The 24,542-nt window shown below is 59.7% G+C and carries 19 protein-coding genes; 10 read left to right on the plus strand and 9 right to left on the minus strand.

Annotation, left to right across the window (positions count from 1 at the left end; all coding sequences use genetic code 11):
• Nucleotides 1–146 precede the first annotated feature (146 nt).
• Nucleotides 147–1,238, minus strand: coding sequence for an L-rhamnose/proton symporter RhaT (gene rhaT, locus FNT36_RS03525; RefSeq protein WP_144844413.1), 1,092 nt, complete (start codon nucleotides 1,236–1,238; stop codon nucleotides 147–149).
• Nucleotides 1,239–1,468: 230 nt separating this feature from the next.
• On the opposite strand from rhaT, the gene FNT36_RS03530 reads away from it, so the two are divergent.
• The 9 genes from FNT36_RS03530 to FNT36_RS03570 all read left to right on the plus strand — a co-directional run bounded on the left by FNT36_RS03530 (nucleotide 1,469) and on the right by FNT36_RS03570 (nucleotide 12,295).
• The gene (locus FNT36_RS03530) at nucleotides 1,469–3,577 is read left to right on the plus strand and encodes a bifunctional aldolase/short-chain dehydrogenase (RefSeq protein WP_144844415.1); all 2,109 of its coding nucleotides are present in this window, start codon (nucleotides 1,469–1,471) and stop codon (nucleotides 3,575–3,577) included.
• 218 nt (nucleotides 3,578–3,795) lie between these two features.
• Complete coding sequence (locus tag FNT36_RS03535; RefSeq protein ID WP_144844417.1) at nucleotides 3,796–4,806, plus strand: GntR family transcriptional regulator; 1,011 nt, start codon at nucleotides 3,796–3,798, stop codon at nucleotides 4,804–4,806.
• A gap of 42 nt (nucleotides 4,807–4,848) precedes the next feature.
• The gene (locus FNT36_RS03540; protein WP_144844419.1) at nucleotides 4,849–5,751 is read left to right on the plus strand and encodes a helix-turn-helix domain-containing protein; all 903 of its coding nucleotides are present in this window, start codon (nucleotides 4,849–4,851) and stop codon (nucleotides 5,749–5,751) included.
• A gap of 86 nt (nucleotides 5,752–5,837) precedes the next feature.
• Nucleotides 5,838–6,575: an SDR family oxidoreductase gene (locus FNT36_RS03545; RefSeq protein WP_144844421.1), complete on the plus strand. Its 738-nt coding sequence runs from the start codon at nucleotides 5,838–5,840 to the stop codon at nucleotides 6,573–6,575.
• Nucleotides 6,576–6,823: 248 nt separating this feature from the next.
• Nucleotides 6,824–8,104, plus strand: a complete 1,281-nt coding sequence (locus tag FNT36_RS03550) for a TIM barrel protein (RefSeq protein WP_144844423.1) — start codon at nucleotides 6,824–6,826, stop codon at nucleotides 8,102–8,104.
• A gap of 3 nt (nucleotides 8,105–8,107) precedes the next feature.
• Entirely contained in the window at nucleotides 8,108–9,442 is a 1,335-nt protein-coding gene (locus FNT36_RS03555; RefSeq protein WP_144844425.1) for an FGGY-family carbohydrate kinase, read from the plus strand.
• A 160-nt stretch (nucleotides 9,443–9,602) separates the two neighbouring features.
• Entirely contained in the window at nucleotides 9,603–10,343 is a 741-nt protein-coding gene (locus FNT36_RS03560; protein WP_144844427.1) for a (Fe-S)-binding protein, read from the plus strand.
• A gap of 3 nt (nucleotides 10,344–10,346) precedes the next feature.
• The gene (locus tag FNT36_RS03565) at nucleotides 10,347–11,729 is read left to right on the plus strand and encodes a lactate utilization protein B (protein ID WP_144844429.1); all 1,383 of its coding nucleotides are present in this window, start codon (nucleotides 10,347–10,349) and stop codon (nucleotides 11,727–11,729) included.
• Nucleotides 11,726–12,295, plus strand: coding sequence for a LutC/YkgG family protein (locus FNT36_RS03570; RefSeq protein ID WP_144844431.1), 570 nt, complete (start codon nucleotides 11,726–11,728; stop codon nucleotides 12,293–12,295). The genes FNT36_RS03565 and FNT36_RS03570 overlap by 4 nt, the downstream gene beginning before the upstream one ends.
• A 104-nt stretch (nucleotides 12,296–12,399) precedes the next feature.
• Here FNT36_RS03570 and FNT36_RS03575 read toward each other — a convergent pair whose 3' ends face one another.
• Complete coding sequence (locus FNT36_RS03575) at nucleotides 12,400–13,620, minus strand: Gfo/Idh/MocA family protein (RefSeq protein ID WP_144844433.1); 1,221 nt, start codon at nucleotides 13,618–13,620, stop codon at nucleotides 12,400–12,402.
• On the minus strand, nucleotides 13,620–14,621 hold the full coding sequence (locus FNT36_RS03580; protein ID WP_144845644.1) for an FAD:protein FMN transferase: 1,002 nt from the start codon (nucleotides 14,619–14,621) through the stop codon (nucleotides 13,620–13,622). Before FNT36_RS03580 ends, FNT36_RS03575 begins: the two co-directional genes overlap by 1 nt.
• 536 nt (nucleotides 14,622–15,157) lie before the next feature.
• Between FNT36_RS03580 and FNT36_RS03585 the strand changes: the two genes are divergently transcribed.
• Nucleotides 15,158–16,222 (plus strand): DUF6807 domain-containing protein, encoded by a 1,065-nt coding sequence (locus FNT36_RS03585; protein ID WP_144844435.1) that lies wholly within the window; start codon nucleotides 15,158–15,160, stop codon nucleotides 16,220–16,222.
• Between the two features lie 118 nt (nucleotides 16,223–16,340).
• Here FNT36_RS03585 and FNT36_RS03590 read toward each other — a convergent pair whose 3' ends face one another.
• The 6 genes from FNT36_RS03590 to FNT36_RS03615 form a co-directional block, all read right to left on the minus strand.
• Nucleotides 16,341–17,768, minus strand: coding sequence for a glycoside hydrolase family 28 protein (locus FNT36_RS03590; RefSeq protein ID WP_144844437.1), 1,428 nt, complete (start codon nucleotides 17,766–17,768; stop codon nucleotides 16,341–16,343).
• A gap of 112 nt (nucleotides 17,769–17,880) precedes the next feature.
• Entirely contained in the window at nucleotides 17,881–18,195 is a 315-nt protein-coding gene (gene rhaM / locus FNT36_RS03595) for an L-rhamnose mutarotase (RefSeq protein ID WP_144844439.1), read from the minus strand.
• A 158-nt stretch (nucleotides 18,196–18,353) separates the two neighbouring features.
• Nucleotides 18,354–21,209 carry a glycosyl hydrolase gene (locus FNT36_RS03600; RefSeq protein ID WP_144844441.1) on the minus strand — a complete coding sequence of 952 codons (2,856 nt, stop codon included), beginning with the start codon at nucleotides 21,207–21,209 and terminating at the stop codon, nucleotides 18,354–18,356.
• Nucleotides 21,210–21,265: 56 nt separating this feature from the next.
• Nucleotides 21,266–22,411 (minus strand): glycoside hydrolase family 88/105 protein, encoded by a 1,146-nt coding sequence (locus FNT36_RS03605; protein ID WP_144844443.1) that lies wholly within the window; start codon nucleotides 22,409–22,411, stop codon nucleotides 21,266–21,268.
• Between the two features lie 3 nt (nucleotides 22,412–22,414).
• Nucleotides 22,415–23,641, minus strand: a complete 1,227-nt coding sequence (locus tag FNT36_RS03610; RefSeq protein ID WP_144844445.1) for an oligogalacturonate lyase family protein — start codon at nucleotides 23,639–23,641, stop codon at nucleotides 22,415–22,417.
• Nucleotides 23,642–23,698: 57 nt separating this feature from the next.
• On the minus strand, nucleotides 23,699–24,442 hold the full coding sequence (locus tag FNT36_RS03615) for a polysaccharide deacetylase family protein (RefSeq protein ID WP_144844447.1): 744 nt from the start codon (nucleotides 24,440–24,442) through the stop codon (nucleotides 23,699–23,701).
• Nucleotides 24,443–24,542 lie beyond the last annotated feature (100 nt).

A 24,542-nucleotide genomic window follows, 5' to 3' on the forward strand; every position in this document is an offset into this window, starting at 1 on the left:
TTCAGTAAATCACTACCAGCGCGGTAACCCCACCCCCGGCCCCTCCCCTCCGGGAGAGGGGAGCCCGACGACTGCGAACGTGACCGTTAGGCTCCCCTCTCCCGGAGGGGAGGGGCTGGGGGTGGGGTCTTTACGTTACCCTAGACTCATTCAGCCACCACGACCTCAGTGGGCTGCTCGGCCTTAGCCGTAGCTGGCTTTTCCGAGCCTAGGTAGTTGCCGTAGCCTACAACTACGGTAGAGAGCACTACGGCCAAGATGCCCAATTGCACCGTGCGCATAGTCAGCTTATTAGCCCCGCGCCACTCGTGCAGCAGCAGGCCCCACATCGAGCTGAAGGCGATGATAAAGGCCATGTGCAGCGTCCAGCCCGAGAAGCGGTACTCGCCCATCTGGCTGTCGCCCATACCGTAGAAGAAGAACTGAAAATACCAGGTCGTACCCGCCAACGCGCAGAAAATGACGTTTCGCAGCGCCGGCATCGTGGGGTTGAGGTAGTCGGTGTACGTCTTGTTTTTGATGTTGAGGTAGATGCACCACGCAGCGTTGGTGGTGAGGCCGCCGAGCAGAATAATGACCAAAATGGCATTATTGACGAACAGCGGGTTCGTGCCGTTTTTGGCGGCTAGCTCGGCAATCGGTTGCCCAGCGGTGAGCCCAAACGACATGCAGGCGCTCATTACCCCCGAAAACACCGCTACCAGTAGCCCTTTGCGCAAGTCAAACTCTGCAATCGAGGCCTGCTTCTGCTCTTTCGTTAAGGTCTTCTCTTTTAACAAGCCAGCACGGCCACAAATCAGGATGCCCAGCACGCATACGGCCAGCCCAAGCATGATAAATCGCCCAGAGGAGGAGCCAGTCAGCTCGGCCATTTTACCTTCGTAAATGGGCGGCACTAGCGTGCCAAACACGGCGCACAGCCCTAGCGTCACGGCCATGCCAAGGCTCAGCCCTAGGTAGCGCATGGCCAGCCCAAACGTGAGCCCGCCCATGCCCCAGAGCACGCCCCAGAAATATGCCCAAAAGATGGTGCTACTCGATGCCTGGTGCAGCACGTCAAACAGGTGCGGTACGGTGAGGTAGCCCAGTATCCAGGGGGCCGCCAGCCACGATACCAGGCCGCCTACCAGCCAGTAGCTTTCCCACGACCAGCCTTTAACTTTCTTGTAAGGCAAATAAAAACTGCCGGAAGCGAAGCCCCCGAGTGCGTGCAAAATAACGCCCCAGATAACGGCCATAATTGGGTGGGAATGTGGTAACAGAGAAGGATAGCGGCAAAGCTGCGCGCCACCTAGGGCCAAACTCTCCTGTGCTCTCCTGAGAAAAATAGGCCGCTAGCCAGAAGTCAAGAGCCGTATCTTTTTTGCCTGCAAGCAGGAGAGTGCAGGAGGTTGGCGCCGCCGCGGCCGCGCAGTTTTGCGTTAAATTAAACGCTGGTCATTTCCCGGCCGACCATTCCGACATCTCTATGCACCCTACGCTCACTTTCCAGCACGTCAGTTACTTGTGGGATGAAGCCAAAGCCGCCGAGCTGGCCGGCGACGAAGTGGCCCTGTTCCTGTACCGCTCCAACCTGCTCGGCGCCGACCTGCGCCTGACCAACTACGCCGGGGGCAACACGTCGGTCAAAATCCAGGAAACCGACCCCGTGAGCGGCCAGCCCGCCGAGGTGATGTGGGTAAAGGGCTCGGGCGGCGACATCGGCACGCTCACCAAGGCCGGCTGTGCCAACCTCTACGTAGAGAAGCTGCACCAGCTCAAGAACCGCTACCGCGGCCTGGCCCACGAAGACGAGATGGTAGGCCTATTTGAATACTGCCTCTTCGACCCCAAGTGCGCCACGCCCAGCATCGACACCCCGCTGCACGGCCTACTGCCCTTCAAGCACATCGACCACCTGCACCCCGATGCCCTCATCGCCATCGCGGCCAGCAAGGACGGCGAGAAAATTATGCACGACATCTGGGGCGACACCATGGGCTGGCTACCCTGGCAGAAGCCAGGCTTCGACCTAGGCTTGCAACTCGAGAAAATCGTGCAGGACAACCCCAACCTGCGCGGCGTTATCCTAGGTGGGCACGGGCTCTTTACCTGGGGCGAAACGAGCTACGACTCCTATATCAATACGCTGGAAGTCATTGAAATGGCTGCCACGTACCTAGAAGCCAACTACGGCAAGAAAAGCCCAGTTTTCGGCGGCGTGAAGCTCGCCGATGGCCCCGACGCCACCGAGCGCCGCCGCCTGGCCGCCGCCACCATGCCCGTGCTACGCGGCCTCGCCAGCAGCCAGCGCCGCATGCTGGGCCACTACACCGACGATGCGCGTGTGCTGGAGTTCGTCAATTCTAATGACCTAGGGCGCCTTGCGGCCAAAGGCACCAGCTGCCCCGACCACTTCCTGCGCACCAAAATCCGCCCGCTCGTGCTCGACCCCGCCCAGATGCAGGGCGACACCGCCGGCGTAAAAACCTACCTAGAAGGCCTGTTTGCCGCCTACCGCGAAGACTACAAAGCCTACTACGACCGCTGCAAGCACGACAACTCGCCCGCCGTGCGCGACGCCAACCCAGTGATTATTCTGTGGCCCGGTGTGGGCTTATTCTCCTTCTCCAAGGACAAGCAGACCGCTCGCGTGGCCGCCGAGTTCTACACCAACGCCATCAATGTGATGCGCGGCGCCGAGGCCGTGAGCGAGTACCAGGGCCTGGCCGAGCAGGAAGCCTTCAACATCGAGTATTGGCTGCTCGAAGAAGCCAAGCTTCAGCGCATGCCCAAGCCCAAGAGCCTCTCGGGCCAGATTGCCTACGTCACGGGCGGCACTGGCGGCATTGGCCTAGCCATCTGCGAGCTGCTGCTGCAAAACGGGGCCTGCGTGGTCGCCACCGACCGCGACCGCCTCGACGAAACCCAAACCAACCTGCGTAAGAAGTTTGGCAAAGACGTAGCCCTCACTGCGCCCATCGACGTGCTCGATGCCGACGCTATTGCCGAATCATTCCGCCAAACGGTGCTGCAGTTTGGTGGCGTTGATATCGTGGTCAACTGCGCCGGCCTGAGCATCAGCAAGCCGCTGAGCGAAACCACCCAGGCCGATTGGGACATCCTCAACGACGTGCTCGTGAAGGGCCAGTTCCTAGTGAGCCAGCAGGCCGTGGCTATCCAGCGCCAGCAGGGCCTAGGTGGCGATATCGTGAACATCGCCAGTAAGAACGGCCTCGTAGCCGGTCCCAACAACGTAGCTTACGGCACCGCCAAAGCTGCCCAACTGCACATGAGCCGCCTGCTGGCCGCCGAGCTCGGCGCCGACAAAATCCGGGTGAACACCGTGAACCCTGACGCCGTGCTGCGCGGCTCCAAAATCTGGGAAAGCGGCTGGGCCGAAGGGCGCGCCAAAGCTTACGGTATCTCGGTAGCCGAACTACCCCAACACTACGCCAAGCGCACGCTGCTCGGCGAAGAAGTGCTGGCCGAAGACATCGCCAAGGCCGTGCTCGTGTTTGTGGATGGCTCGCTAGCCAAGAGCACTGGCAACGTGCTCAACGTGGACGGCGGCGTAGCCATGGCCTTCGTGCGCTAGCCGACCTAGGTATTCCATAGAACGTCAGGCTGAGCACGCTCGGCCTGACGTTTTACGTTTAATAGCTTGTTGTTGCGCGGACTTTGCAGGTCGCGTTCGTTAACGAGCAGCCGGACGGATGCAGCCTACAAAGGCCGCGCAGCGGCATAATAACAGTCTTTTTAGTGGTTTGCAGTAGCTTTGATGTCCTACGCTTCCCACCTCATTCCTTCTGCACTATGTACACGTTACAGCTCAAGCCGCTCGATAAAACGCCCAAGTACAAGCAGATTGTGCAGTCCGTCATCATGGACATCGAGCGGAGCGTGCTCAAGAACGGCGACCAGTTGCCAAGTATCAGCGAGCTCAGCATTGAGCACTACCTGGCCCGCGATACCGTAGAAAAAGCCTACCGCGAGCTGCGCGAGCGTGGCTTTATCACGTCGGTGCAGGGCAAGGGCTACTATGTGCAGGCCCGCGACACGAACAAGTTGAAAATATTGATGATTTTCAACAAGTTGAGCTCCTACAAGAAGGAAATTTATTACGCTTTTCTCGAAGTTCTGGGCGACCGCGCCACCGTCGATTTACAGATTCACCACTACAACGTCAATCTATTTCAGGAGATAATTGAGAAGAGCCTCGGCAAGTATAACTACTATGTTATCATGCCGCACTTCACGCTCGACACCGATAAGGCGCTGTACCGCAACATTATTAATACCATTCCAGCGCACGAGCTGGTGCTGCTGGACAAGGACTTGCCGGAGCTTAAGCAGGAGTGCCTGCGCGTATTCCAGGACTTCGACAAGGACATTTTCAACGCCCTCGTCAATACCCAAGACCTGCTGGCCAAGTACTCGCGGCTGGTGCTCATCCTGCCCTCCGACGCCAACCACCCCGAGGAGCTGCCCTGGGGCTTCCGCTCCTTCTGCCTCAGCCGCGACAAGGAGTTTTCGGTGGTCGAAAATGCTAAGAATGAGGTTTTGAGCGAAGGCACGGCCTACGTCGTCATCCGCGAAACCGACCTAGTGGAACTGGTGAAGAAAATTCGGCAGACGAGCTTCCTCCTAGGTCGCGAAATCGGCATCATTTCCTTCAATGAGACGCCCCTCAAGGAGCTGCTCAACATGACGGTGATTACCACCGACTTTGTGGCCATGGGCCGCACCGCTGCCCAGCTACTGCTGGAAAACAAGCGCGTGAAGGTGAACAACCCGTTCTACACCATTCGGCGCGGCTCGCTATAGGCAGCTAGCCTTGCGTTGACTTGAATTTCATAAGTTTACTTTATGAAATCAAGCGAGGCTATTGCGGAGTATTACCGCCAGCACGGCCACGGGCACCCCGACACGGGCCAGGTGGCGATTTACCGGATTAGAGAGGTAGCGCAGCCCGTTTCCTTTCCGCACGTGCGGCGAGACTTCTATAAGATAAAGCTGCTGTGCAATGCGCAGGGTATCCTGTCGTATGCTAACCACCGGGTCGTGGTGCAGTCCTGCGCCCTGGTTTTTGTGAACCCGCTGATTCCATATTCCTGGGAACGCACGGCGGGCAGCGAAACCGGCTACGCCTGCTTGTTTACGGAAGACTTTATTACGCAACAGCTTAAAACTGCCAGCGTGGCCAGTTCGCCTCTCTTCCGGGCCGGGGGCAATCCGGTGTTGTTTCCGCCACCGGAAGTAGTGAGCCGGCTCAGTGGCCTTTTTGAGCAGTGCCTAGCTGAGATTCAATCATCTTACGCACACAAGTACGACTTGCTGCGCAACTACTTACAGCTCATTCTGCACGAGTCGCTCAAGCTGGCCCCAGAGCCAGCCCTGTACCAACCGGGCACTTCGGCGGCTCGCCTGAGCTCGCAGTTTTTAGAGCTCCTAGAACGGCAATTTCCGCTGCTTTCGCCCCATAGCCCCCTGCCGCTCAAGACAGCGCAGGAGTTTGCCGGACACCTAGGCGTTCATCCCAACCACTTGAACAAGGTGCTGAAAGAAACGACTGGGCTCACTACCACCAGGCACATCGCCAGCAAACTGGTAGAAGAGGCCAAGGCCTTGCTGCGCAACAGCAACTGGAGCGTGGCTGAAATAGGCTACTGCCTAGGCTTCGAGCACGCTTCCAATTTCAACAGTTTCTTCAAAAAGAACACCGGGCAGCCACCAAATCAGTACCGGCGCCAGCCGGAGGTACTTTCATAAGTTTTGGCTTGATTCGCATAATTCTGCCGCAGCAGCTGCCGAGACCTTTGTGCTATCATTTTTGATTCACTAAATGGCAGAAACAGATGGAGAATGTGAAAGGTAAAGTCATTGCGATTACGGGGGCTAGCAGCGGCATCGGGGCCGCCACGGCCCGGCTACTCGCGGCGCACGGGGCAAAAGTGATACTTGGGGCGCGCCGGCTCGACCGTCTGGCGGCGCTCGCAGACGCCATCGTGGCGGCGGGCGGCGAGGTGGCCTACGCTCGCACCGATGTAAGCCAACGCGCCGATGTTACGGCGCTCATCCAGCTGGCTTGCGAGCGCTACGGCAAGCTCGATGTACTCATCAACAACGCCGGTATCGGCCTAATTTCGCCGCTTGATGAATTACGCGTTGAAGATTGGGAGGCCATGATTGACGTCAATATCAAGGGCACGCTGTATGGCATTGCGGCGGCGCTACCAGTTTTCCGACGGCAGGAGTTTGGTCATTTTGTGAATGTGCTCTCTACCTCGGGGCTCAAGATTGTGCCGTTGCAGTCGGTATACGCTGGCACCAAAAATGCCGTGCGCGCCATTTCAGAAGGACTACGGCAGGAGGCCGGTGACAAGCTGCGCGTGACTATTATTTCGCCCGGCTTCGTACATACTGACTTCGCCGACAGCATGACCAACCCTGAAGCCAAGGCCCAAATACTTGCGGCGCGCGACAAGATGGCCATCTCGCCCGATGCCATTGCACGGGCTATTGCTTTTGCCATCGAACAGCCAGCCGATGTAGATGTCGGCGAACTAGTAATTCGACCCACGGCACAGAGTTAAACTCACAGAACACACGCTTGTCATTGCGAGCGCAGCGACGCAATCGCACCCGAACGGAGCCTAGGTAGGCTCGTCTTGGTGCGATTGCGTCGCTACGCTCGCAATGATAAGTGGACCTTCTATATCGCTCCTGCAAAGAGTGGTTCTTGATGCGCGCACTGTATACAGGAGAGTTCAGAAGAGTTTGGGCGCGGGAAGCGGGGTAATTTGCTACTCTCAAAAACCGGCTTATTCCCCACCCTAGCGCCATGCTCACCGAAGACCAACTCCACGACCTGAACCAGCCGCTGCTGGCCGAGCACCACTTGCAATTTGACTACCTGGCCGACCTGCTGGCCCGCCGCGGCCAAGATGCACACCAGCTTATTCTACAGCTGGTCGAGTTTCAGGTGGCCATTCCGAGTTGGGCGCTGGGCACGGGCGGCACGCGCTTCGGGCGCTTCCCGGCCGGCGGCGAGCCGCGCTCGCTGGAGGAGAAAATCGGCGATGTGGGCTTGCTTAATCAGCTTAACGGGTCGTCTAATTCTATTTCATTGCACATTCCCTGGGATATTCCGCAGGACATTGCGGGCCTGCACCAGCTCTTGAAAGAGCAGGGCTTGTCGATTGATTCGATGAACTCGAACACCTTTCAGGACCAGAAGGAGCAGGCGCACACTTACAAGTTTGGCTCGCTGAGCGCCACCGACCGCGCCGTGCGCGAACAGGCCATTCAGCACAACATCGACTGCATCCGCTACGGCACCGACCTAGGGGCCAAAGTGCACACCGTATGGCTGGCCGACGGCTCTAACTTTCCGGGCCAGAGCCACTTGCGCCGCGCCTACCTGCGCACCCAGGAGAGCCTGGCCGCCATCTACGAGGCGCTGCCTTCCGACTGGACCATGCTCATCGAGTACAAGCCCTACGAGCCGAATTTCTACTCGATGGTCATTCCCGACTGGGGCACCTCGTACACGCTGTGCCAGAGCCTCGGGCAGCAGGCGCAGGTACTCGTGGACCTAGGCCACCACTTGCCCAATACCAACATCGAGCAAATTGTGGGCCGCTTGCGCCAGCTGGGCCGCCTAGGTGGCTTCCACTTCAACGGCTCGGGCTACGGCGACGACGACCTGACTACCGGCAGCGCCAAGCCCTTCCAGCTCTTCTTAATTTTCAACGAGCTAGTAGACGCCAACCAGGATACCAGCCTGACCGCTAGCACCGTGGCCTATATGATAGACGCCAGCCACAACACCAAGGACCCGCTCGAAGACTTGCTGCAATCGGTTGATAACATCCTAGGTGCCTACGCCAAGGCGCTGCTCGTAGACCGCACCGCCCTGCAAGAAGCCCAGGAAGCCAACGACACCGTGCGCGCCGAGGAGATTCTGCGCGACGCCTTCCTCACCGACGTGCGCCCGCTCGTGGCCGAGGCCTACCGCCAGAGCGGCGGCGCCCTGCACCCGGTGCGCGCCTACCGGGCGGCCGGCGTGCGGCAGCAGCTCATCGCGCAACGCGGCAAATTCAGCTTATCTACTGGCCTGTAAGCAATGGTGACGAAGAAACCCGTGTACGCCGTTTTCGACATCGGCAAAACCAATAAGAAGCTGATACTTTTCGATGAAGAGCGGCAGATTATTGACGAGATGCTGCACGTGTGTACCGACGTGCTCGACGACGACGGCTTCCCCTGCGACCACCTGCCGCGCCTCACCCAGTGGATGCAGGACCACTGGCACCGCCTGCGCCACCACCCGCACTACACCGTAAAGGGCGTCAATTTCACGGCCTACGGGGCCAGTTTTGTGCACCTAGGGGCCGATGGCGAGCCGGTGCTGCCGCTGTATAACTACCTGAAGCCCATTCCGGAGGACCTAGCCGCTCGCTTCTACGCCGAGCTAGCCGAGTCGCCGGAAGATTTCACGGCCACGACCTGCTCGCCCAAGTTAGGCATGCTCAATTCGGGCTTGCAGCTCTACTGGCTCAAGCGCGCCAAGCCCGAGCAATACGCCAAAATTCACACCTCGCTGCACCTGCCGCAGTACTTGTCGTACTTGCTTACGGGTGAGAAGTTTAGCGATTTCACCAGCGTAGGCTGCCACACGGCGCTCTGGGATTTTGAGCGCGGGCAATACCACGATTGGGTGCAGCGCGAGGGCCTCGATGAGAAGCTGGCGCCGCTCACCAAAGACTCTATCGCGTCGGTAGTCGATGGCATCATGGTGGGCGTGGGGCTGCACGACAGCTCGGCGGCCGTGATGCCCTACCTGCTCGAAGTGGATGAGCCGTTTATGCTGGTGAGCACGGGCACGTGGTGGGTTACCATCAATCCATTTAATAGCCAAGCGCTTACACCCGAGCTGCTGCGCCGCGACGTGGTGAGTTTCCTCACGCCGCGCGGCCAGCCCATGCGGGCGGCCCGTGCCTTCCTAGGTCGTGAGCACGACTACCAGGTCGAGCGCATCGCGCAGTACTTCCACGTGAAGCCCGATTTCTATCGCTCGCTGGTGCTGGCCCGGCCCTACGACGAGGCCTCGGCTTGCTTCGTGCCCGCGTGCCTAGCCGGCGGTGGGCCGCTGCCCGATGCGCCCGAAGGCGAGTGGGACCTCTCGGGTTTCCGCACTGCCAACGATGCCTACCAGCACCTCATTCACGGGCTGGTCAACATCCTGCTGGCCTCGATGAAGCTGGTGTGGCAGGGCGAAAAAATCATCTATGTGGACGGTGGCTTTGCCCGCAACCCGCTGTTTATGCAAACCCTAAGCTGGAACTTCCCCAAGGCGGAAATCCGTACCTTAGAGGTGCCGCAAGCCACGGCCCTAGGTGCCCTAGTGCACCTCGAGCAGGGCGAAGCGTGGAAAAAGACCCAGCTGTTATTTAGCTGATTTTGATTACGCGTAGCTTGTCATTGCGAGCGCAGCGAAGCAATCGCATCAAGACGAGCCGTTTGGGTGCGATTGCCTCGCTGCGCTCGCAATGACAAGCGTTTCTTACTTTATTCGAATAGCTTTTTAGCTACCTCGCGTTAGTGTTGAATACTTCCTTATGAAAGTTGCCCTATTCGTCCCGTGCTACGTCGACCAGTTCTATCCGCAGGTTGGCATTGCTACCTACCAGCTGCTCGGGAAACTAGGCGTGCAGGCGGCCTTCCCAGCTGCTCAAACTTGCTGTGGCCAGCCCTTGGCCAATAGTGGCTGCGAGCGCGAGGCGCTGCCTATCTATAAGCACTTTGTAGATACGTTTCAGGACTATGACTACACAGTGGTGCCCTCGGGCAGCTGCGTGTATCACGTGCAGAAGCACTTCGACAAGCTGGAGCAGACGCCCGCCGTGCAGCACGTGCGCGCCACTACCATTGACTTGATTGATTTCATCACGAACATTTTAGAAATCAAAGAACTACCCGGCTCTTACCCTCACAAAGTAGGCCTGCACCTGAGCTGCCACGGCCAGCGCGGCCTGCACCAGGCCAACGAGTCGGAAATGACGCCCGTGCGCGACGGCCAACTGCGCCGTCTGCTGGCCGGCCTAGGTGGCATCGAGCTCACTGAGCTCGACCGCAACGATGAGTGCTGCGGCTTTGGGGGCACGTTTTGCGTGAGCGAGGCCGCTATTTCGGGCCGCATGGGCCACGACCGCGTGCAGGACCACGTGCGCAACGGCACGCAGGTACTCACGGGCGGCGACATGTCGTGCCTGATGCACCTGCAAGGCATCGTGCGCCGCCAAAAACTGCCCCTGCAAGTGCTGCACGCGGCCGAAATCCTTAACGGCCTGACTTCTTAATTCATGTCCTACCTCACCCACGCCAGCCGCGCCGAGGCGTTTAACCTCGACCACGAGCGCACCAGCTGGCACGACGAAACGCTGTGGTTTGTGCGCCAGAAGCGCGATAAGGCGGTGTACGCCGTGCCCGAGTTTCAGGAGTTGCGCAACCTAGCTTCGGCCATCAAAGACCACACGCTTAGCCGGCTCGATGAGTACCTGGCGCAGTTTGAGGCCGCCGCGCAAACCAATGGGGTGCGCGTGCACTGGGCCGCCGACGCGGCCGAGCACAACGCCATCGTGCTCGATATTATCCGGGCCCGCGGCGCTACCCGCGTGGTCAAGAGCAAGTCGATGCTGACCGAGGAATGCCACCTCAATCCTTACCTGATTAAGGAAGGCATCGAGGTGATTGATACCGACCTAGGAGAGCGCATTATCCAGATGCGCGACGAGCCGCCGAGCCATATCGTGCTGCCCGCCATCCACTTGAAGAAGGAGGATGTGGGCGCGACGTTCTTCAAGCACCTAGGTACCGCCGAGGGCCTCACCGACCCGCAACAGCTCACGGAAGCCGCCCGGCAGCACCTGCGCGCCAAGTTCCTGGCCGGTGAAGTGGCGCTCACGGGCGTCAACTTCGCCATTGCCGAAACCGGCTCAGTAGTGGTGTGCACCAATGAGGGCAACGCCGACCTGGGCGTGAGCCTAGCGCCGGTGCACGTGGCCAGCATGGGTATCGAGAAGCTGATTCCGCGCCTGAGCGACCTAGGGGTGTTTACGCGGCTGCTGGCCCGTAGCGCTACGGGCCAGCCCGTTACGACCTACACCTCGCACTACACCAAGCCGATGCCCGGCCGCGAGATGCACATTATCATCGTTGATAATGAGCGCACGCAGCAGCTCGGCCGGCCCGATTTTCGGGCTTCGCTCAAGTGCATTCGGTGTGGGGCGTGCATGAATACCTGCCCGGTGTACCGGCGCAGCGGCGGCCACAGCTACGACTTCACGGTGCCGGGCCCAATTGGCTCCATCCTCTCGCCCAACATCGACCTCAAAAAGCACAGCACACTGCCCTTCGCTAGCACGCTCTGCGGCTCGTGCACCGACGTGTGCCCCGTCAAAATCGACATTCACGTGCAGCTCTACAAATGGAGGCAAATCGTGTCGGAGGCCAACCACCTGCCCACGGCTAAAAAGATAGGGCTGAAGTTTATGGGCCGGTTGCTAGCCAGCCCTACGGCCTTCAAGCTCAGCGGCTCATTTGGTCGCCGGGCGCTGCGCTTGCTGCCCTACGGCCTCACCCACAACCAAACCGTGAACGCTTGGGCCATCGCCCGCGAGCTGCCCGAGCCACCCCAGCAGAGCTTCCGCGAGTGGTTTGCCCAACAACCCCAACCCGCTACATGAGTACCGCCCGCGACCGCATCCTGGCCGCCGCCCGCGCCAACAAACCCGCCGAAACGCCGCTGCCCACCGTGCCCGACTTTTGGGGCGATAATTCACTGGAGCGCTTCCGCACCGTGCTGGCCAGCATAGGCGGCGAAGTAACTCGGCTAGCTTCGCTGGATGACCTGGAAGCTACCGTGCATGAGCTTTGGCCCGATGCAAAGCTTATTGCCTCGCCGCTCTTCACCCCTACCCTGCGCATCGACCAGCATACGCCTACCGACGTGCTGGCCGACGTAGACCTAGCGGTGCTGCCCGTCGAGTTTGGCGTGGCCGAAAACGGCGCAGTGTGGCTGCCCGAGGCCAATATGCTGCACCGCGCCCTACCCACCGTGACGCAGCACCTAGCTTTTGTGCTCGACCAGCGCCAACTCGTGGCCACCATGCACCAAGCCTACGCCCGGCTGCCCGATGGTCCCGGCGGCTACGGCATGTTCGTCGCCGGCCCTTCTAAAACGGCTGACATTGAGCAGTCGCTGGTGATTGGAGCGCACGGCGCCCGCAGCTTAGTAGTGCTGGTTTACTAGGACCTGCGGACAGTACCGCATTTACTATCCGTTACAATCGAAACGGTCATGCTTGGCTGCGCGCTGCATGACCGTTTCGATTGTAGGTCACTTCAAAAGCAGACCTAGGTCAGGTTATACTCGGGCTGCCACTTCTCGATGGTGTGGTTGTAGATGGCTTTATTGGCTAGGTGCACGGTGCACGCCGCCCGGGCACCGGTGAAGACGTTGGAGTCGGGCAACTTCTTCTCGTTCACGGCGCGGTAAAAATCATTCAGCGCGTACCAGGAGCCGTCTTTCAGGGGCTCGGCGCCGGTCGTAATCGGGATGCCGCCGTCCTTGTTCCAAGTGATTTTGGTAGCGCCCGTTACGCCGTCCACGGTGCCGTACTGCTTTAGCGTATCCTTTTCGGGGTAGTATACGCCCTCATCGACGAGCAGCGAAATGGTGCCCTTGGTGCCCTTGAGCTTGAAGAGGTAACCGTCGCGGGCATTGCCGCAGGTGGCGCCGAAGTTGCCCACGATGCCTTCCTTGGCGTAGCGGGCCATTACCTGCACGTTGTCGTAGGTTTCGCGGCCGTCTTTGTAGTAGTCGATGCCGCCGGTGCCAAATACTTCGTCGGCGTGGGTATCGAAGGCCCAGTTGATGAAGTCCATCTGGTGCGAGAGCAGTTCGGCCGCCAAGCCGCCCGAGTACTCGCGGTACATGCGCCAGTTGATTTTGCGCTCCAGGCTAGGTTCGGGCACGGGGCGGCGCCAGCTGCCATTGCGGTCCCAGCGGCAGTCTATCTGCGTCACCTTCCCTAGGTAGCCCTGCTTAATCATTTCTTTCACACGGTAGTACAGCGGCGAGTAGCGGTACTGGTGGCCCACCTGCAAGGTTTGGTTGGGCCGCAGCTGCGCCAGCCGCACCAGCTCTAGGGCCTGCGGAATGTCGTAAGTCATGGTCTTTTCCAGGTACACCTGCTTGCCGGCGGCCAGCGCGTCTTTGGCCACCTGAAAATGCAGATTCAGGGGCACCGAGATAATGACGGCATCCACGATGTGCGCATCGAGCAGGGCGTGGTAGTCGGTATAGGTTTTCGCCTTAGCGCCCGAGCCAATTTTTTGCGCCGCCGTTAGCCGAAAGGGCAAGTCGTCGCACAGCGCTACCACCTCAAACTTATCGGTCAGCTCCTGCAATATCTTGAGCAGGCCCGTGCCCCGGTCACCGCAGCCGATGATGCCAATTTTGAGTTTGCCCGCTGCCACTGGAGTTACAAAGGCGGCCGCCAGCTCTTGATGCAGCAGCAGCCCGCTGGTCAGCAGGCCCGTTTTCTTGAGGAAATCTCGTCTTGGAAAGTCCATTACTCGTGCACTAGTAAGCGTTGAAACCCCGGCGTGGCCGTGTCGGCAACAGTCCCGTCGGGGCGCTGATAAATCAAGTAAGCTTGCAGGCTAGCGTGGCGCTGCAAAAAAGCCAGCGCGTTGGCTAAGCCCATGCCCATCAAGGCGTTGTCGTAAGCATCGGCGGTAAGCGCATCGGGGGCTACCACCGTCACGCTAATCAATTCATTCTGAAAGGGGTAACCAGTCGTAGGGTCGATGAGGTGCGCGCTTTTTACGGCGCCCCAGCGCTTGAATTTACGGTAATTACCCGAGGTAGTCACGCCGCCCGCGGCCAGCCGAATGACTTGCTGCATGCTCGTAGGCAGCAGGTCGCTGGTGTCGGGCCGTTCAATGCCGATGCGCATCAGCTCGCGGCTCGGAAACTTGCGCCCCCGCACCCGGATTTCGCCGCCCAGCTCCACGAGGTAGTTGCGAATGTGGCGGCTTTCGAGCAGGGCCGCCAGCACATCCACGGTGTAGCCCTGGGCGATACCATTGAGGTCGAGGTGCACGGCGGGCTGGTCTTTCGCCAGCGAGTCGCCACGCAGGTGCAGCTTCTCGGACCCTACTCCCTTCAAAATATCCTGAATAGCGGCCGCCGACGGTGGCGCTTCGGTGTGCTGAGTACCAAAGCCCCAGGCCCGCACCAAGGGCTCGACGGTGGCATCAAACCGCCCATTGGTGTCCTGATACACCTGCAACGCCTTGCGCACCACCGCCTTGAGATGCCGGTCGGCCACGATGCCCCTGGCCGCTGCATTAAACTGGTTAATCAACGAGCCCGGCTGGTAGAGCGACAGGGAAGCATCAATCTCCGCCAGCTTGCGGGACACGTCCGTACTTGTCACGACGCTATCGGCAGCGTAGTAAGTAATAGCATAGGTGGTACCCTGCGCGTAGCCATTGAGCTGAAATGCCCGCAACGCAGCCTCCCTAGGGGACACCAGCCACAGGCTAAGCGTAAGAAGGAGACAATTCAACACGATGGAGAAGGCTGAAATTTACCGAATTACGTCATGCTGTATAGGAGACACTTGCGGCCCTGCCGACCTAGGGCAAGTTTGTCTATTCTTAGGTCATGCAGCGCGTAGCGAAGCATCTCGCGTGGCGCAGTACTTACTAGCGTTTGCAGACGTCAGCACGCGAGATGCTTCGCTACGCGCTGCATGACAAGCGTTTTGAATTTTGATTGATTCGGGGACAAGGCACTCTATTTCTACCTCAGTAACATGGCGCGTGAGCAAGTTACACTTCTTTCAACAACCGAGTTATCCTAGGTACTTCCGAGCCTGCCAGTACGGCGCAGGAGAGTTAAAGCCAACTATTTTCTCAGAATTGTACTAGCGTTCTCCCTAGGTAGTAAGCAGCTCGCCCCGGTAGGCAAAGCACTGTGGCGCTTATACCTAACTACGCTGCTCAATCTAGCAAGTGCCATAAATTCCAGCCTACATTGCCACCCGATAGTTGCTAGGCGACAGCGCGTTTAACTACTAACCTCTCCCCTATTTCCCACCCAATGACTAGACCCGTTCTTTCCAGCGGCGCCCTGCTGCTACTCGTCGCTTGCTTTTCGGAGGCTGCGGCCCAGCAAACCGAGCCAGTGCGCGTGACCAAAGACGCCAAGGCGAAAAAGATTGATGTGTTTGTGGGCAAGCAGCTGTTCACCAGCTTCCTATATCCCGACTCGCTGGAGAAACCGGTGCTCTACCCCCTGCGCGCTGCCAACGGTACCGTCGTGACTCGCAGCTTCCCGCTCGACTCCCGGCCGGGTGACCCGACCGACCATCCGCACCACATCGGCGCCTGGTTTAACTTCGAGAACGTAAATGGGCTGGACTTTTGGAACAACTCCTACGCCATTCCGAAAGAGAAAAAAGCTAACTACGGCTGGATTAAAACCGACCGGATTGTGAGCACCAGCAGCGGGCCCATCGGCGCGCTCACCTACCACGCCAACTGGACCAACCAGCAAAACGAGGTACTGCTGCAAGAAACCACCCGCTTCGAGTTTAGCGGCACCGGCCGGGCGCGCACCATTGACCGCGTCACCACCCTCAAAGCCGACCGCGACGTCACCTTCACCGATGCCAAAGACGGCCTGCTGGGTTTGCGCCTGGCCCACGAGCTGCAAATGCCCAGCGACCAGGACCAAAAGTTTACCGACAGCAAAGGCATCGTGACAACGGTAAAAGCTGGCACCGACCAGCTGGCCAACGGCACCTACCTCACCAGCGCTGGCAAGCGCGGCAACGACGCCTGGAGTACCCGCGGCGCCTGGTGCAAAGTATACGGCAAGATGGGTGCCGACTCCGTCACGGTAGCCATCCTAGATTACCCGCAAAACCCGAACTATCCGACGTTTTGGCACGCGCGCGGCTACGGCTTGTTTGCTGCCAACCCCCTAGGTGAAAAGGTATTCACCAACGGCAAGTCGGCCAAAAACCTTCAGCTCAAGAAAGGCGAGTCGGTGACGTTCCGCTACCGCATCTTGATTGACGAAGGCACAACAACCCTCTCGACTCAGCAGCTGAATGAGGCCGCCGCCGCATTCGCTAAGAAGAGCTTGGCGGCCGTGAAGTAAGGAAGTTTGCAGCCCCGACCTAGGGAAGCGTGAGTTACCTATAACTGGAGGATAAAAAAGAGGCCGCTCCCAGGGGAAGCGGCTTCTCGCATTTATCCACTTTTCAAGTACCTAGGGCTCAAAATTTGATTTTTGAGCTATTCTGCACGGCGATAGGCTCTTCGTCCTGGGCCGTGATATTGACGTTTTTGATAATCCAGTCTTTGGCGTAGCTGAGGCCGCCGGCGGTGGCCGCGGTCATCGTCACGTTGTCGAGGGTCATGCCTTCGAGCAGCGAGTTGGGCTGGCCTTCGGCCGAGATGGCGACCTTGGCATTTTGCACCTTAACGTTGCTAATCACCACGTCGCGGAAATGCGGCAGGCCTTTTTCGGGGTCTACTTTGGTCAGCATGGCTTTCCAGTGGGCGGGCAGGGTGGCCTCGGTGTAGCCCTCGGGCAGGGTCGAATAGCTGTAGGCAGGGTTCCAGTTCATGGTAAGCAAGATGGCCGTGCCCACACCGTCCATCTCAATGTTATCGACCCGGATATCCTCGACCGTGCCGCCCCGGTTGAGGGCCGACTTGATGCGAATGCCCACCTTGGTGCCCTTGGCCTTGAGGTTGCGGGCAATGACGTGGCGGATGCCGCCCGACGTTTCGGAGCCGCAAGTGAAGAGGCCATCGCCGGCGCCGGCTACGCAGTTTTGAATGACGATGTACTCGGCGGGGCGGTTCACGCGCAGGCCGTCGGCGTCGCGGCCCGCTTTCAGGCAAAAGTTGTCGTCGTTGCAGTCGATGTCAGCATTCTGCACCAGCACGTAGCTACTCGAATCGATGTCGATGCCATCGGTGCTGGGGCCGTGGCCGCCTAGGTTGTTGCGGACGGTGATACCGTCAACGGTCACGTTCTTAGAGTACAGCACGTGCACCGTCCAGAAGCCCGAGCGCTGGAGCGTTACGCCTTTAATGGTGATGTTGCTCGAATTGGCCATTACCAGCAGGCGCGGGCGCTTGGCATCGTAGTCTACTATCCAGCGCAGGCCCTTTTTATCGTAGTCTTTGCGCAGGGCCCAGTAGCTGTCCCAGAATACTTTGCCCTGGCCATCCACGGTGCCTTCGCCGGTAATGGCGACGTTGTCCTGGTCAATGATATTGATGAGGGCGGCGGGCCACACCATCTCAATGCCGGCCACGCGGGTCATGCGGTCGGGGTAATCTTTGAGGTCCTGGCTGCCGAGCAGCGTCACGCCTTTGTCTAGGTGCAGCTCCACGCCTTTTTTCAAGAACAGCGAGCCCGTGAGGTACTGGCCGGGCGCCAGGGTCACGACGCCACCCTTCTTGGCCGCGGCGTCGATAGCCTTTTGCAGCGCCTGCGTGTTCAGGGTTTTGCCATCACCCACGGCACCGTATTTGGTGGCGGCAAATGCGGCTTTGGCGGTTGGCATCGTCTTGGCCCCTACCTGCTTCACCCAGGCGGGGTCGGCATCGGCGGTCGGGGCGGCGGGGTGCACAAAGGCACTCAGCGCCAACAGCAATACGGGGAGGATGCGGGTGGGAAGGAGTTTCATTCAGAGCAGAGAATCGGCCGCGCTGGTTAGCAGGCCGGTAGTGGTTTCAAAGGTGCGGCAAGCGCGGCAGGCCACCTACCCGCACTCACCTGCCAACTTGCAAAATGAAGGCTTATTCTTGATGAAACACCCGAGCTAGGGTCGTCACGACCGGCGAATTATCGGGATTAGTTTCCATTAAATCAGCCATGTAGGCCCACCAGCGCTGCATTACGGGCAGGCCGGGCAACGCGTCGGCGGTATGGTCCGGCAGACGCTTCTGCACCCCGAAGAGCCGCCCACTGGCCGCATCGAGAAAGATGGAATAGTCGCGAATACCCGCCTCATGCAAGGCCGCTGTCAACTCGGGCCAGATTTCGTCGTGTCGGCGCTGGTATTCGGCCGCTACGCCGGGCTTGAGCTGCATGGTAAAGGCTATTTCTTCCATTGCTTACAAACGTCTGTTTAGTACTGTATCACTTAATTCCTCCTCTTCGTCTGTCATGCTGAGCTTGCGAAGCATCTTTTCACGCCTGGGCTAACACGCCTCACGTGAGAAGATGCTTCGCAAACTCAGCATGACAGACTACTAAAGAAAGCAGCTTGCTACAACGGTGGCCCACCTGCCGCCATGGGCGTCAGCGTCACCGGACCTAGCAAGCCCGACTCGATAGGCGACCACGGTGCGGCCGTGAAAAGACCATCGGCCCCGCGGTTCTCCTTGAGCTTGGCGGCCATGTTCACATTGTAGAATTTCTTCCACTCCTGGCCAGTGCGGTCCATGTCGGCAATGCGGTTGGCCATGCCATTGCTTACGCTCACGGCTAGTATGTTGCTGGCTTTGAGCTGGCTCTTAGGCACGTATAGCTGGTAAGCGGGCCCAATCAACGTACCTAGGTCCTGGCCATTGAGCTGCACGCGGGCGCTCTGCCCCACGCGACCTAGGTCAAGTAGGTAACCTTCAGCGGACCCTGAGGGCAGGGTAAAGCTGGTGGTATACGAAGCCGTGCCAGCGAACTTCTGCCCGGCCTCACCGGCCAGCTTCGTCCATGAGTCGAGTTGCGTGGCGCGCATGGGCGCGGGCAGCGTAGGCCCACCCGACACAAAGCGTACATCCCAAGGCCCGGCCACGGGTTGCGGCGCACTGGTAGGGCGATAATAGACGTAGGCTGGGCCGGTAGCCGCAGCTGTAGCTTTGGTGTCGAGGAGGCACGAGCCGCCGGGCGGCAGCTGCACATATACCTCGGGCCGCCCCTTGGTTGATTGCCGCAAGGAGGCTACTCCCAACTGCCCGGTTAGGGGGTCGTAGAGGTTGGCCGACTTGGCAGACGTGGCCAAGGGCACCCAAGCGTTCAGCGGCTGGTCGCCCCAGTTGGCCAAAAAATAGGTGTGGCCGCCCGTAGTGCGGCGACGCTCAAACTGCAAGCCACTGTCTACAAGCGTTTCGCGCTGCACGCCGGCTTGGGCTAGTAGCTGCGGCACATCGGCACCTAGGAGGAACGCGCCCTTGCCAATAGTGGCACGTTGCCCACCAGCGGTGGGGTTAAATTGTAGCTGCGCGGTCAGCTTTTTGAAGGCCGCTTGACGCTGCGTGAGGTTACCTAGGCCGGGTACATCGGTAGGCAGTTGCCCCTGCACCACCACCGTGGCGCCCGCCTGCGCCAGCCCTACTAGGTGCTGCCAGGTGGCCAGCGGCATAGTGCGCGCCGCCGGCACCAAGATGGTGCGGTACTGCGCGCCGCCGCTGGTGCGCAGGCCAGTGCCGCTGGCTTGTACTTGCTGCACCTGCTTGTCCGAAATGAAATCGTAGCCGAAGCCCTGCTTGAGTAGCAGCTCGCTGGTGGCGTCGATGGGCAAGCCTTTGAAGCCGTGTTCGATGCCGTCGAAGTGCTGGAGCAGCACCTTGCCCGGCCGCTGGTAGGCGTCGTACTGGGGTAGGTAGAGCAGCACGTCGTTGGCGGGCTGGCCAGCTTGCAAGAAGCTTTGGCAGCGCGCTGCGTAGCGGTTCAGCTGGCCGAAATCCTGCCAAAACGGGTTTTGCGGATTGAACTCGACGGCGGCGTAAAACAGCCAACCGGGCCACGCCGCGGCTTGCGGCGAATAGGCCGTACCGTGATAAAACACGTGATTAACACCACCTAGGAGCATGCGGTCCACGGCCTTTTTCACGTTGCTCAGCTTCGAGAGAAAGTGGTCGTTTTCCCAAGTCGCCGTCTCGGCCGAGGTCAGCGGCTTGCCCGTAACATGCGCGGCCGACGAGGCAAATTTGATGCGCGTGAGATTCTCCCCCTCAGTTTCGGGGATATCAGTAGCGGCGTACAGGTCTAGGATATTGGCCGGCGAACCGTGGGCTTGGTTACGGATTTTTGCGCCGTAGCCGTGGGCCCAGGTGGCCCAGGTCTGGGTGTAGTTTTCGAGCAGCAGCTCCGAGATGGTTTCGCGGTAGTCGGTGAGTACGCGGGCGTTCTCGTCGGCGCTGGCTTTAGCGAACAAGGCCGGCAAGTGCTGGCGCAAGTCGTAGCCCCGCCGCCGTTGAAACTCACTGAACATCAACGGTGTCCAGTTAGCTTCGCCCTGCGCATCGTCTACCTCATACGAGTCGTTGAAAAAGGCCCGGACGCCCTTGACGTCGCGGCCCTTAAACGCCTGGTCGAAGCGCTGCAAGTAATGCTGGGTGGCCACTTTAGAGAAGTGGTCTACCACGTCGCCCTCGCCGCCGGGGCCGGCGCGCTCCACCTGCTTGCCGTGCCAGCCCTGGAAGATGGCGTAGAGCGTCCAGGTGCCCGCCGGGGCTGTCCAGCTGAGCTTACCGGTGGCATCTACCTTGCTCGTGAGGTCGATGGCCGCTCCTTTTTCGGGGTAAGCCATGAGGGCTTGCAGCGGCAGCGGCTTCTCGAAACGCACCTGCTCCAGGGCCAGCGCTTGCAGGTTGGCGTTGGTGGCCACAGGGTCCTTAAGCTGCTTGATATCGACTTTGTGGCCGATGGCGGTGGCAATCGGCTTCTGCATAAAGCTGATTTTCTCAGCCAGCTGCTCGCCCCCTTTCACCGAGTAGGTTTGGTAGGCTACGTACTTGCAGGCGTCGGCGGGCGTCACCCAGGGGCCACCGAAGGGCCAGCCCGAAGCCTGCGCCACATCGACGCCTAGGTTCAGTTTTTTACCCTCGGTGAGGGTGTGGCCTAGCATATCGAGCCACTTCGGCGAAATAAAGTCAATGAACTGACTTTCCGCACCTTTCACCCCGTAGATGGCCGTTATCTCGACGCCACCTAAGCCCGCCTGCTCATACTGCGTCAGCAGGTGCGTGAGGTCGGGTGCATTCACGGCGCTGCCCTCCCACCACCAGCGCGTCCAGGGGCGATTTTGCTGGGTGATGGCGGGCCAGGCGGGCGCCTGCGCCCGGGCGGGCAATTGCGGCAGGGCGGCACCTAGGGCGAGGGCGAGAGCAAGTGGCTTTTTCATGGAATACTATGCTGTCGTGCTTCGGCAAGCCCAGCAGGACAAACGTTTTTGTTCTTTTACTTCAACTTATACACCTCGCTACCAGCCAGCAAGAAGCACCCTAGGCCGTAGTCCTCAAAGTCGGGCTTGCTGGTATAGCTCACCGGCTGGCCGTCTTTCGGCTCTTTGCCAGTGCCTTGCACGTACCCTAGGGCCCCGTCGGGGTGCACGCATTCGGTGGCCATCGCGTTCCAGGCTTTGATAATAAGAGGCTGGTACTGCGCCTTATCCAATAAACCCTGGCGCACGCCCCAGGCCATGCCGTAGGTAAATAAGGCGGTGCCCGACAGCTCTTTGCCACCAAAGTGCGTCGGGTCGTGCAGGCTTACATTCCAGTAGCCATCGGGGCGCTGGAGGCGGGGCAGCGCCCGCATCATTTGCAGGTAGGTTTGCTCGTACTCGGCGCGGTGGGGAGCGTCTTTGGGCATGATGTCGAGCACGCGCACTAGCGCGGCCACCACCCAGCCATTGCCGCGGCCCCAGTAGCAGTCCTGACCATTGGGCTCCTGGTAGGGCGGCACAAAGTCTTTGTCGCGCCACCATAGGCTGTCCTGGGCATTATACAGGCCGTGGCCGCCCTGCTGCAGCTTGGTGTGGCTATAGAGGCGATACATTTTGCCATAATAGGCCGTGTCCTTGGTCATTACGCCGAGCTTGGCAAACACGGGCATGGCCATTTGCAGGGCATCTATCCACCACCAGTCGTCTACTTTGTCGCTGTGCACCATGTTGTCGATGGCGGCTTTCAGCTCCTTGATGCGCTCGGGCTGGGGGTCGATTTGGTAAAGGTCGAGGTAGGTTTGGCCGGCGCATTGGTTGTCGGCGTTGCGGTCGGTGGGGCCGTTGCGCAGGCCCCACTGGTGCTTCTGGCCCCAGTCGACGGCGTAGTTGTAGTACTGCTTCTTTTTGTCGAGGCCATAGAGCGCCATCAGACCCTCATAGTACACGCCGCGCGTCCAGATATGACTGGGCCGCAGCTTATTGGTCATGATGTCCTTGCCAGGGTCGGGCCATTGCTTCATGAAGTAGGCATTGGCCTGCGTCATTTTCTTTAAGACTTCCTTTTTCTTGGGCAACTGCTGCGCGGTAGCACTGCCAGCCAGCAGCAAACCAAGACCTAGGAGCCCGCAGCTTATCTTCTTAATGTCAAGCATAAATCTCATTTTTTACGAAGCGGCCTTAGCGATTTCTACCGCGTACACCTGCTCTTTCCCTTCAAAATTGGCCCTAAAAATCACCCACTTGCCATCGGGCGAGAAGTGCACGTTGGGCTCTAGCTTGTAGCCGTGGTGCGCCATGCTCACCAGCTTTTCGGCCTGAAACTGGTCGCCCGCGGGCCGAAACAGGTATATCCATTGGCCGTCAGTTGCCTTGGCTACCTGGCCGGGGTCGCCGCCGTCGCCAGCGAAGAGCGTTTGGTCGGGCGAGATGTTGTAGTGTATCGACCACTCGTTGCGCTGCAACTGGTAGCGCCGCTCGGGGCCGCCCGCCACCGGCGCGCCGGCTAGGTAAAACGTCACGCTGCGCGGCTGCTGCAAGTCAAACCAGATGGTTTTGCCATCGGGGCTAAAGAATTCGTGGCCCGCAATTTCGCCGTCCACCGTGCGCTGGTGCATCAGCTTGGTAGCGTGCGTTTTGATGCTAATGTGCCAGATACGGTCCACCTTGCCCCAGGGACCCTCGTGGCAGTACATGAGCAGGTCGGGGTCGGTGGGCGAAAATTGCACGTGCCCCAGCCAAGTATTCTCCTGGTAGATTTCCTCCCGCTTGCCCGTCTTCGTGTTAATGGTGAACAGGATGTGCTGCACCTTAGCGTCATAGATGCGGTTGAAGAAGTCGCTCTTGGCCGGGTATTTCTTGAAGATTTCGCGCGCCTCGGCGCCACCTAGGGAGCCGGCCAGCAGGGTCTCGTCGGCGTTCAGCGTCGAGATGCTACCCGGAAAATCGCTCGGAAAGGCGTAGACCTTGCGGTTTTTGCGGGTGTCGGCGTTGATGGCGTACACTTGGTTTTCAACCTGATAGTACACCTCGTGGCTGCGGCGGCCCACTATTTCACCCACAATGCGCTTGTAATAGCCCGTGAGCGGCCGCACTTGCCGGGTTTGCAGGTTGAGCAGGCGCAGTTGCTGGCCCTGCTCATCGGTGTGGTAAAACACCATTTCGTCCTGGCCGGCCACGGTCTTCAGAAACGGATTATTGTGGAAGTAAAAACTGCCGTTGCCCCCATCTAGCGGCGTGAGGCGCTGCACTTTGTGGCCAGTGGCTTGGTCTACCCACTCGGCGGCAGGCATGGGTTGCTGGCCGCCAGTCTCGAGGTGGGCCTGGGCGCGCGCGCCTAGGGTGGGCAACACGGCCGCTGCGCCCAGCAGCGCCGCGGTTAGATAGTTTCTCATAGGAGCAGGTTGGGTGGGGAAGACAGCAAAAGAGAAGAGACGCGTTACTTAACCTTATCAATCAGCGATATAACGCGCCACATCGCGCAGGGCTACCACGCGGTAGTGGTGGTCGTGCAGGTACTGCAAGTATTCTTCAAACAGGGCCGGCGGGGTCGTCACCCAATCGTGGGCCAGGTCGGGCACGCCATGAATAGTCAGCACCACTAGGCGCCCGTCTTTAGCCTGGGCCAAGGCGTCCAGAATCTGCTGGCGGTTGGTAGCCAGCGTGGTATAGCTTGGGATTAGCAGCGGATTGTCGCGGGCGGGGTCGTAGGGGCGGTCGCCGCCGGTGCGCGCCAAGCGGTAGCCTTGGCGGCGCAGCACTGGCAGGGCCCGCGGGGCGGTGTCGTAGCCGGGGTAGGCAAAGGTGCGGGGCCGCGGCAGGCGCTGGGCTCGGCAGCGGCTTTCCAGCGAATCAAGCTCGGCCACTAGCTCGCTTTCGGTCAGCTTGTTCACGTGCCGGTGCGTGAGGGTGTGGCTGCCCACCTCAAACCCCTGCCGGTGCAGCTCCCGAATCTGTGCCCAGCTCATGTACTTGGTTTTGTCGGCGAAGGGCGGCTCCCGAAACTCGCACACAAAAAAGGTAGCCCCAAAGCCGTACTTCTTCAGTAGCGGCGCCACGTAGGTGGCATGGGTCAGGGCCGCATCGTCGAAGGTGAGCACCACCAGGCGGTCGGGCACGGGGCGGGGGCGCGCGCCCACCCGCTCGGCCCCGGCGAGCAGGCTCAGCACTAGTAGCAGGTGGGTGGGGAGGTTCATAGCGCGGCCCTCCTGCCTAGGTTGGCAGAAGGGCCGCAAGAAGGCACCCTCCCCTAGCCGAACTGTCCTGTACTCTTCGGTTTGGCCGGGTCAGCTATAC

It is taken from the genome of Hymenobacter setariae, assembly GCF_007713685.1.
GTDB lineage: Bacteria > Bacteroidota > Bacteroidia > Cytophagales > Hymenobacteraceae > Hymenobacter > Hymenobacter setariae.

Bases quoted from the DNA above. Each gene is read 5' to 3' on its own strand.
- FNT36_RS03540 (WP_144844419.1), top strand. From the start codon at position 4,849: ATGAAATCAAGCGAGGCTATTGCGGAGTATTACCGCCAGCACGGCCAC.
- FNT36_RS03585 (WP_144844435.1), top strand. From the start codon at position 15,158: ATGACTAGACCCGTTCTTTCCAGCGGCGCCCTGCTGCTACTCGTCGCT.
- FNT36_RS03615 (WP_144844447.1), bottom strand. From the start codon at position 24,442: ATGAACCTCCCCACCCACCTGCTACTAGTGCTGAGCCTGCTCGCCGGG.
- FNT36_RS03590 (WP_144844437.1), bottom strand. From the start codon at position 17,768: ATGAAACTCCTTCCCACCCGCATCCTCCCCGTATTGCTGTTGGCGCTG.
- FNT36_RS03530 (WP_144844415.1), top strand. From the start codon at position 1,469: ATGCACCCTACGCTCACTTTCCAGCACGTCAGTTACTTGTGGGATGAA.
- FNT36_RS03605 (WP_144844443.1), bottom strand. From the start codon at position 22,411: ATGAGATTTATGCTTGACATTAAGAAGATAAGCTGCGGGCTCCTAGGT.
- FNT36_RS03535 (WP_144844417.1), top strand. From the start codon at position 3,796: ATGTACACGTTACAGCTCAAGCCGCTCGATAAAACGCCCAAGTACAAG.
- FNT36_RS03560 (WP_144844427.1), top strand. From the start codon at position 9,603: ATGAAAGTTGCCCTATTCGTCCCGTGCTACGTCGACCAGTTCTATCCG.
- FNT36_RS03610 (WP_144844445.1), bottom strand. From the start codon at position 23,641: ATGAGAAACTATCTAACCGCGGCGCTGCTGGGCGCAGCGGCCGTGTTG.
- FNT36_RS03570 (WP_144844431.1), top strand. From the start codon at position 11,726: ATGAGTACCGCCCGCGACCGCATCCTGGCCGCCGCCCGCGCCAACAAA.
- FNT36_RS03550 (WP_144844423.1), top strand. From the start codon at position 6,824: ATGCTCACCGAAGACCAACTCCACGACCTGAACCAGCCGCTGCTGGCC.
- FNT36_RS03600 (WP_144844441.1), bottom strand. From the start codon at position 21,209: ATGAAAAAGCCACTTGCTCTCGCCCTCGCCCTAGGTGCCGCCCTGCCG.
- FNT36_RS03545 (WP_144844421.1), top strand. From the start codon at position 5,838: ATGGAGAATGTGAAAGGTAAAGTCATTGCGATTACGGGGGCTAGCAGC.
- FNT36_RS03565 (WP_144844429.1), top strand. From the start codon at position 10,347: ATGTCCTACCTCACCCACGCCAGCCGCGCCGAGGCGTTTAACCTCGAC.
- FNT36_RS03575 (WP_144844433.1), bottom strand. From the start codon at position 13,620: ATGGACTTTCCAAGACGAGATTTCCTCAAGAAAACGGGCCTGCTGACC.
- rhaT (WP_144844413.1), bottom strand. From the start codon at position 1,238: ATGGCCGTTATCTGGGGCGTTATTTTGCACGCACTCGGGGGCTTCGCT.
- rhaM (WP_144844439.1), bottom strand. From the start codon at position 18,195: ATGGAAGAAATAGCCTTTACCATGCAGCTCAAGCCCGGCGTAGCGGCC.
- FNT36_RS03555 (WP_144844425.1), top strand. From the start codon at position 8,108: ATGGTGACGAAGAAACCCGTGTACGCCGTTTTCGACATCGGCAAAACC.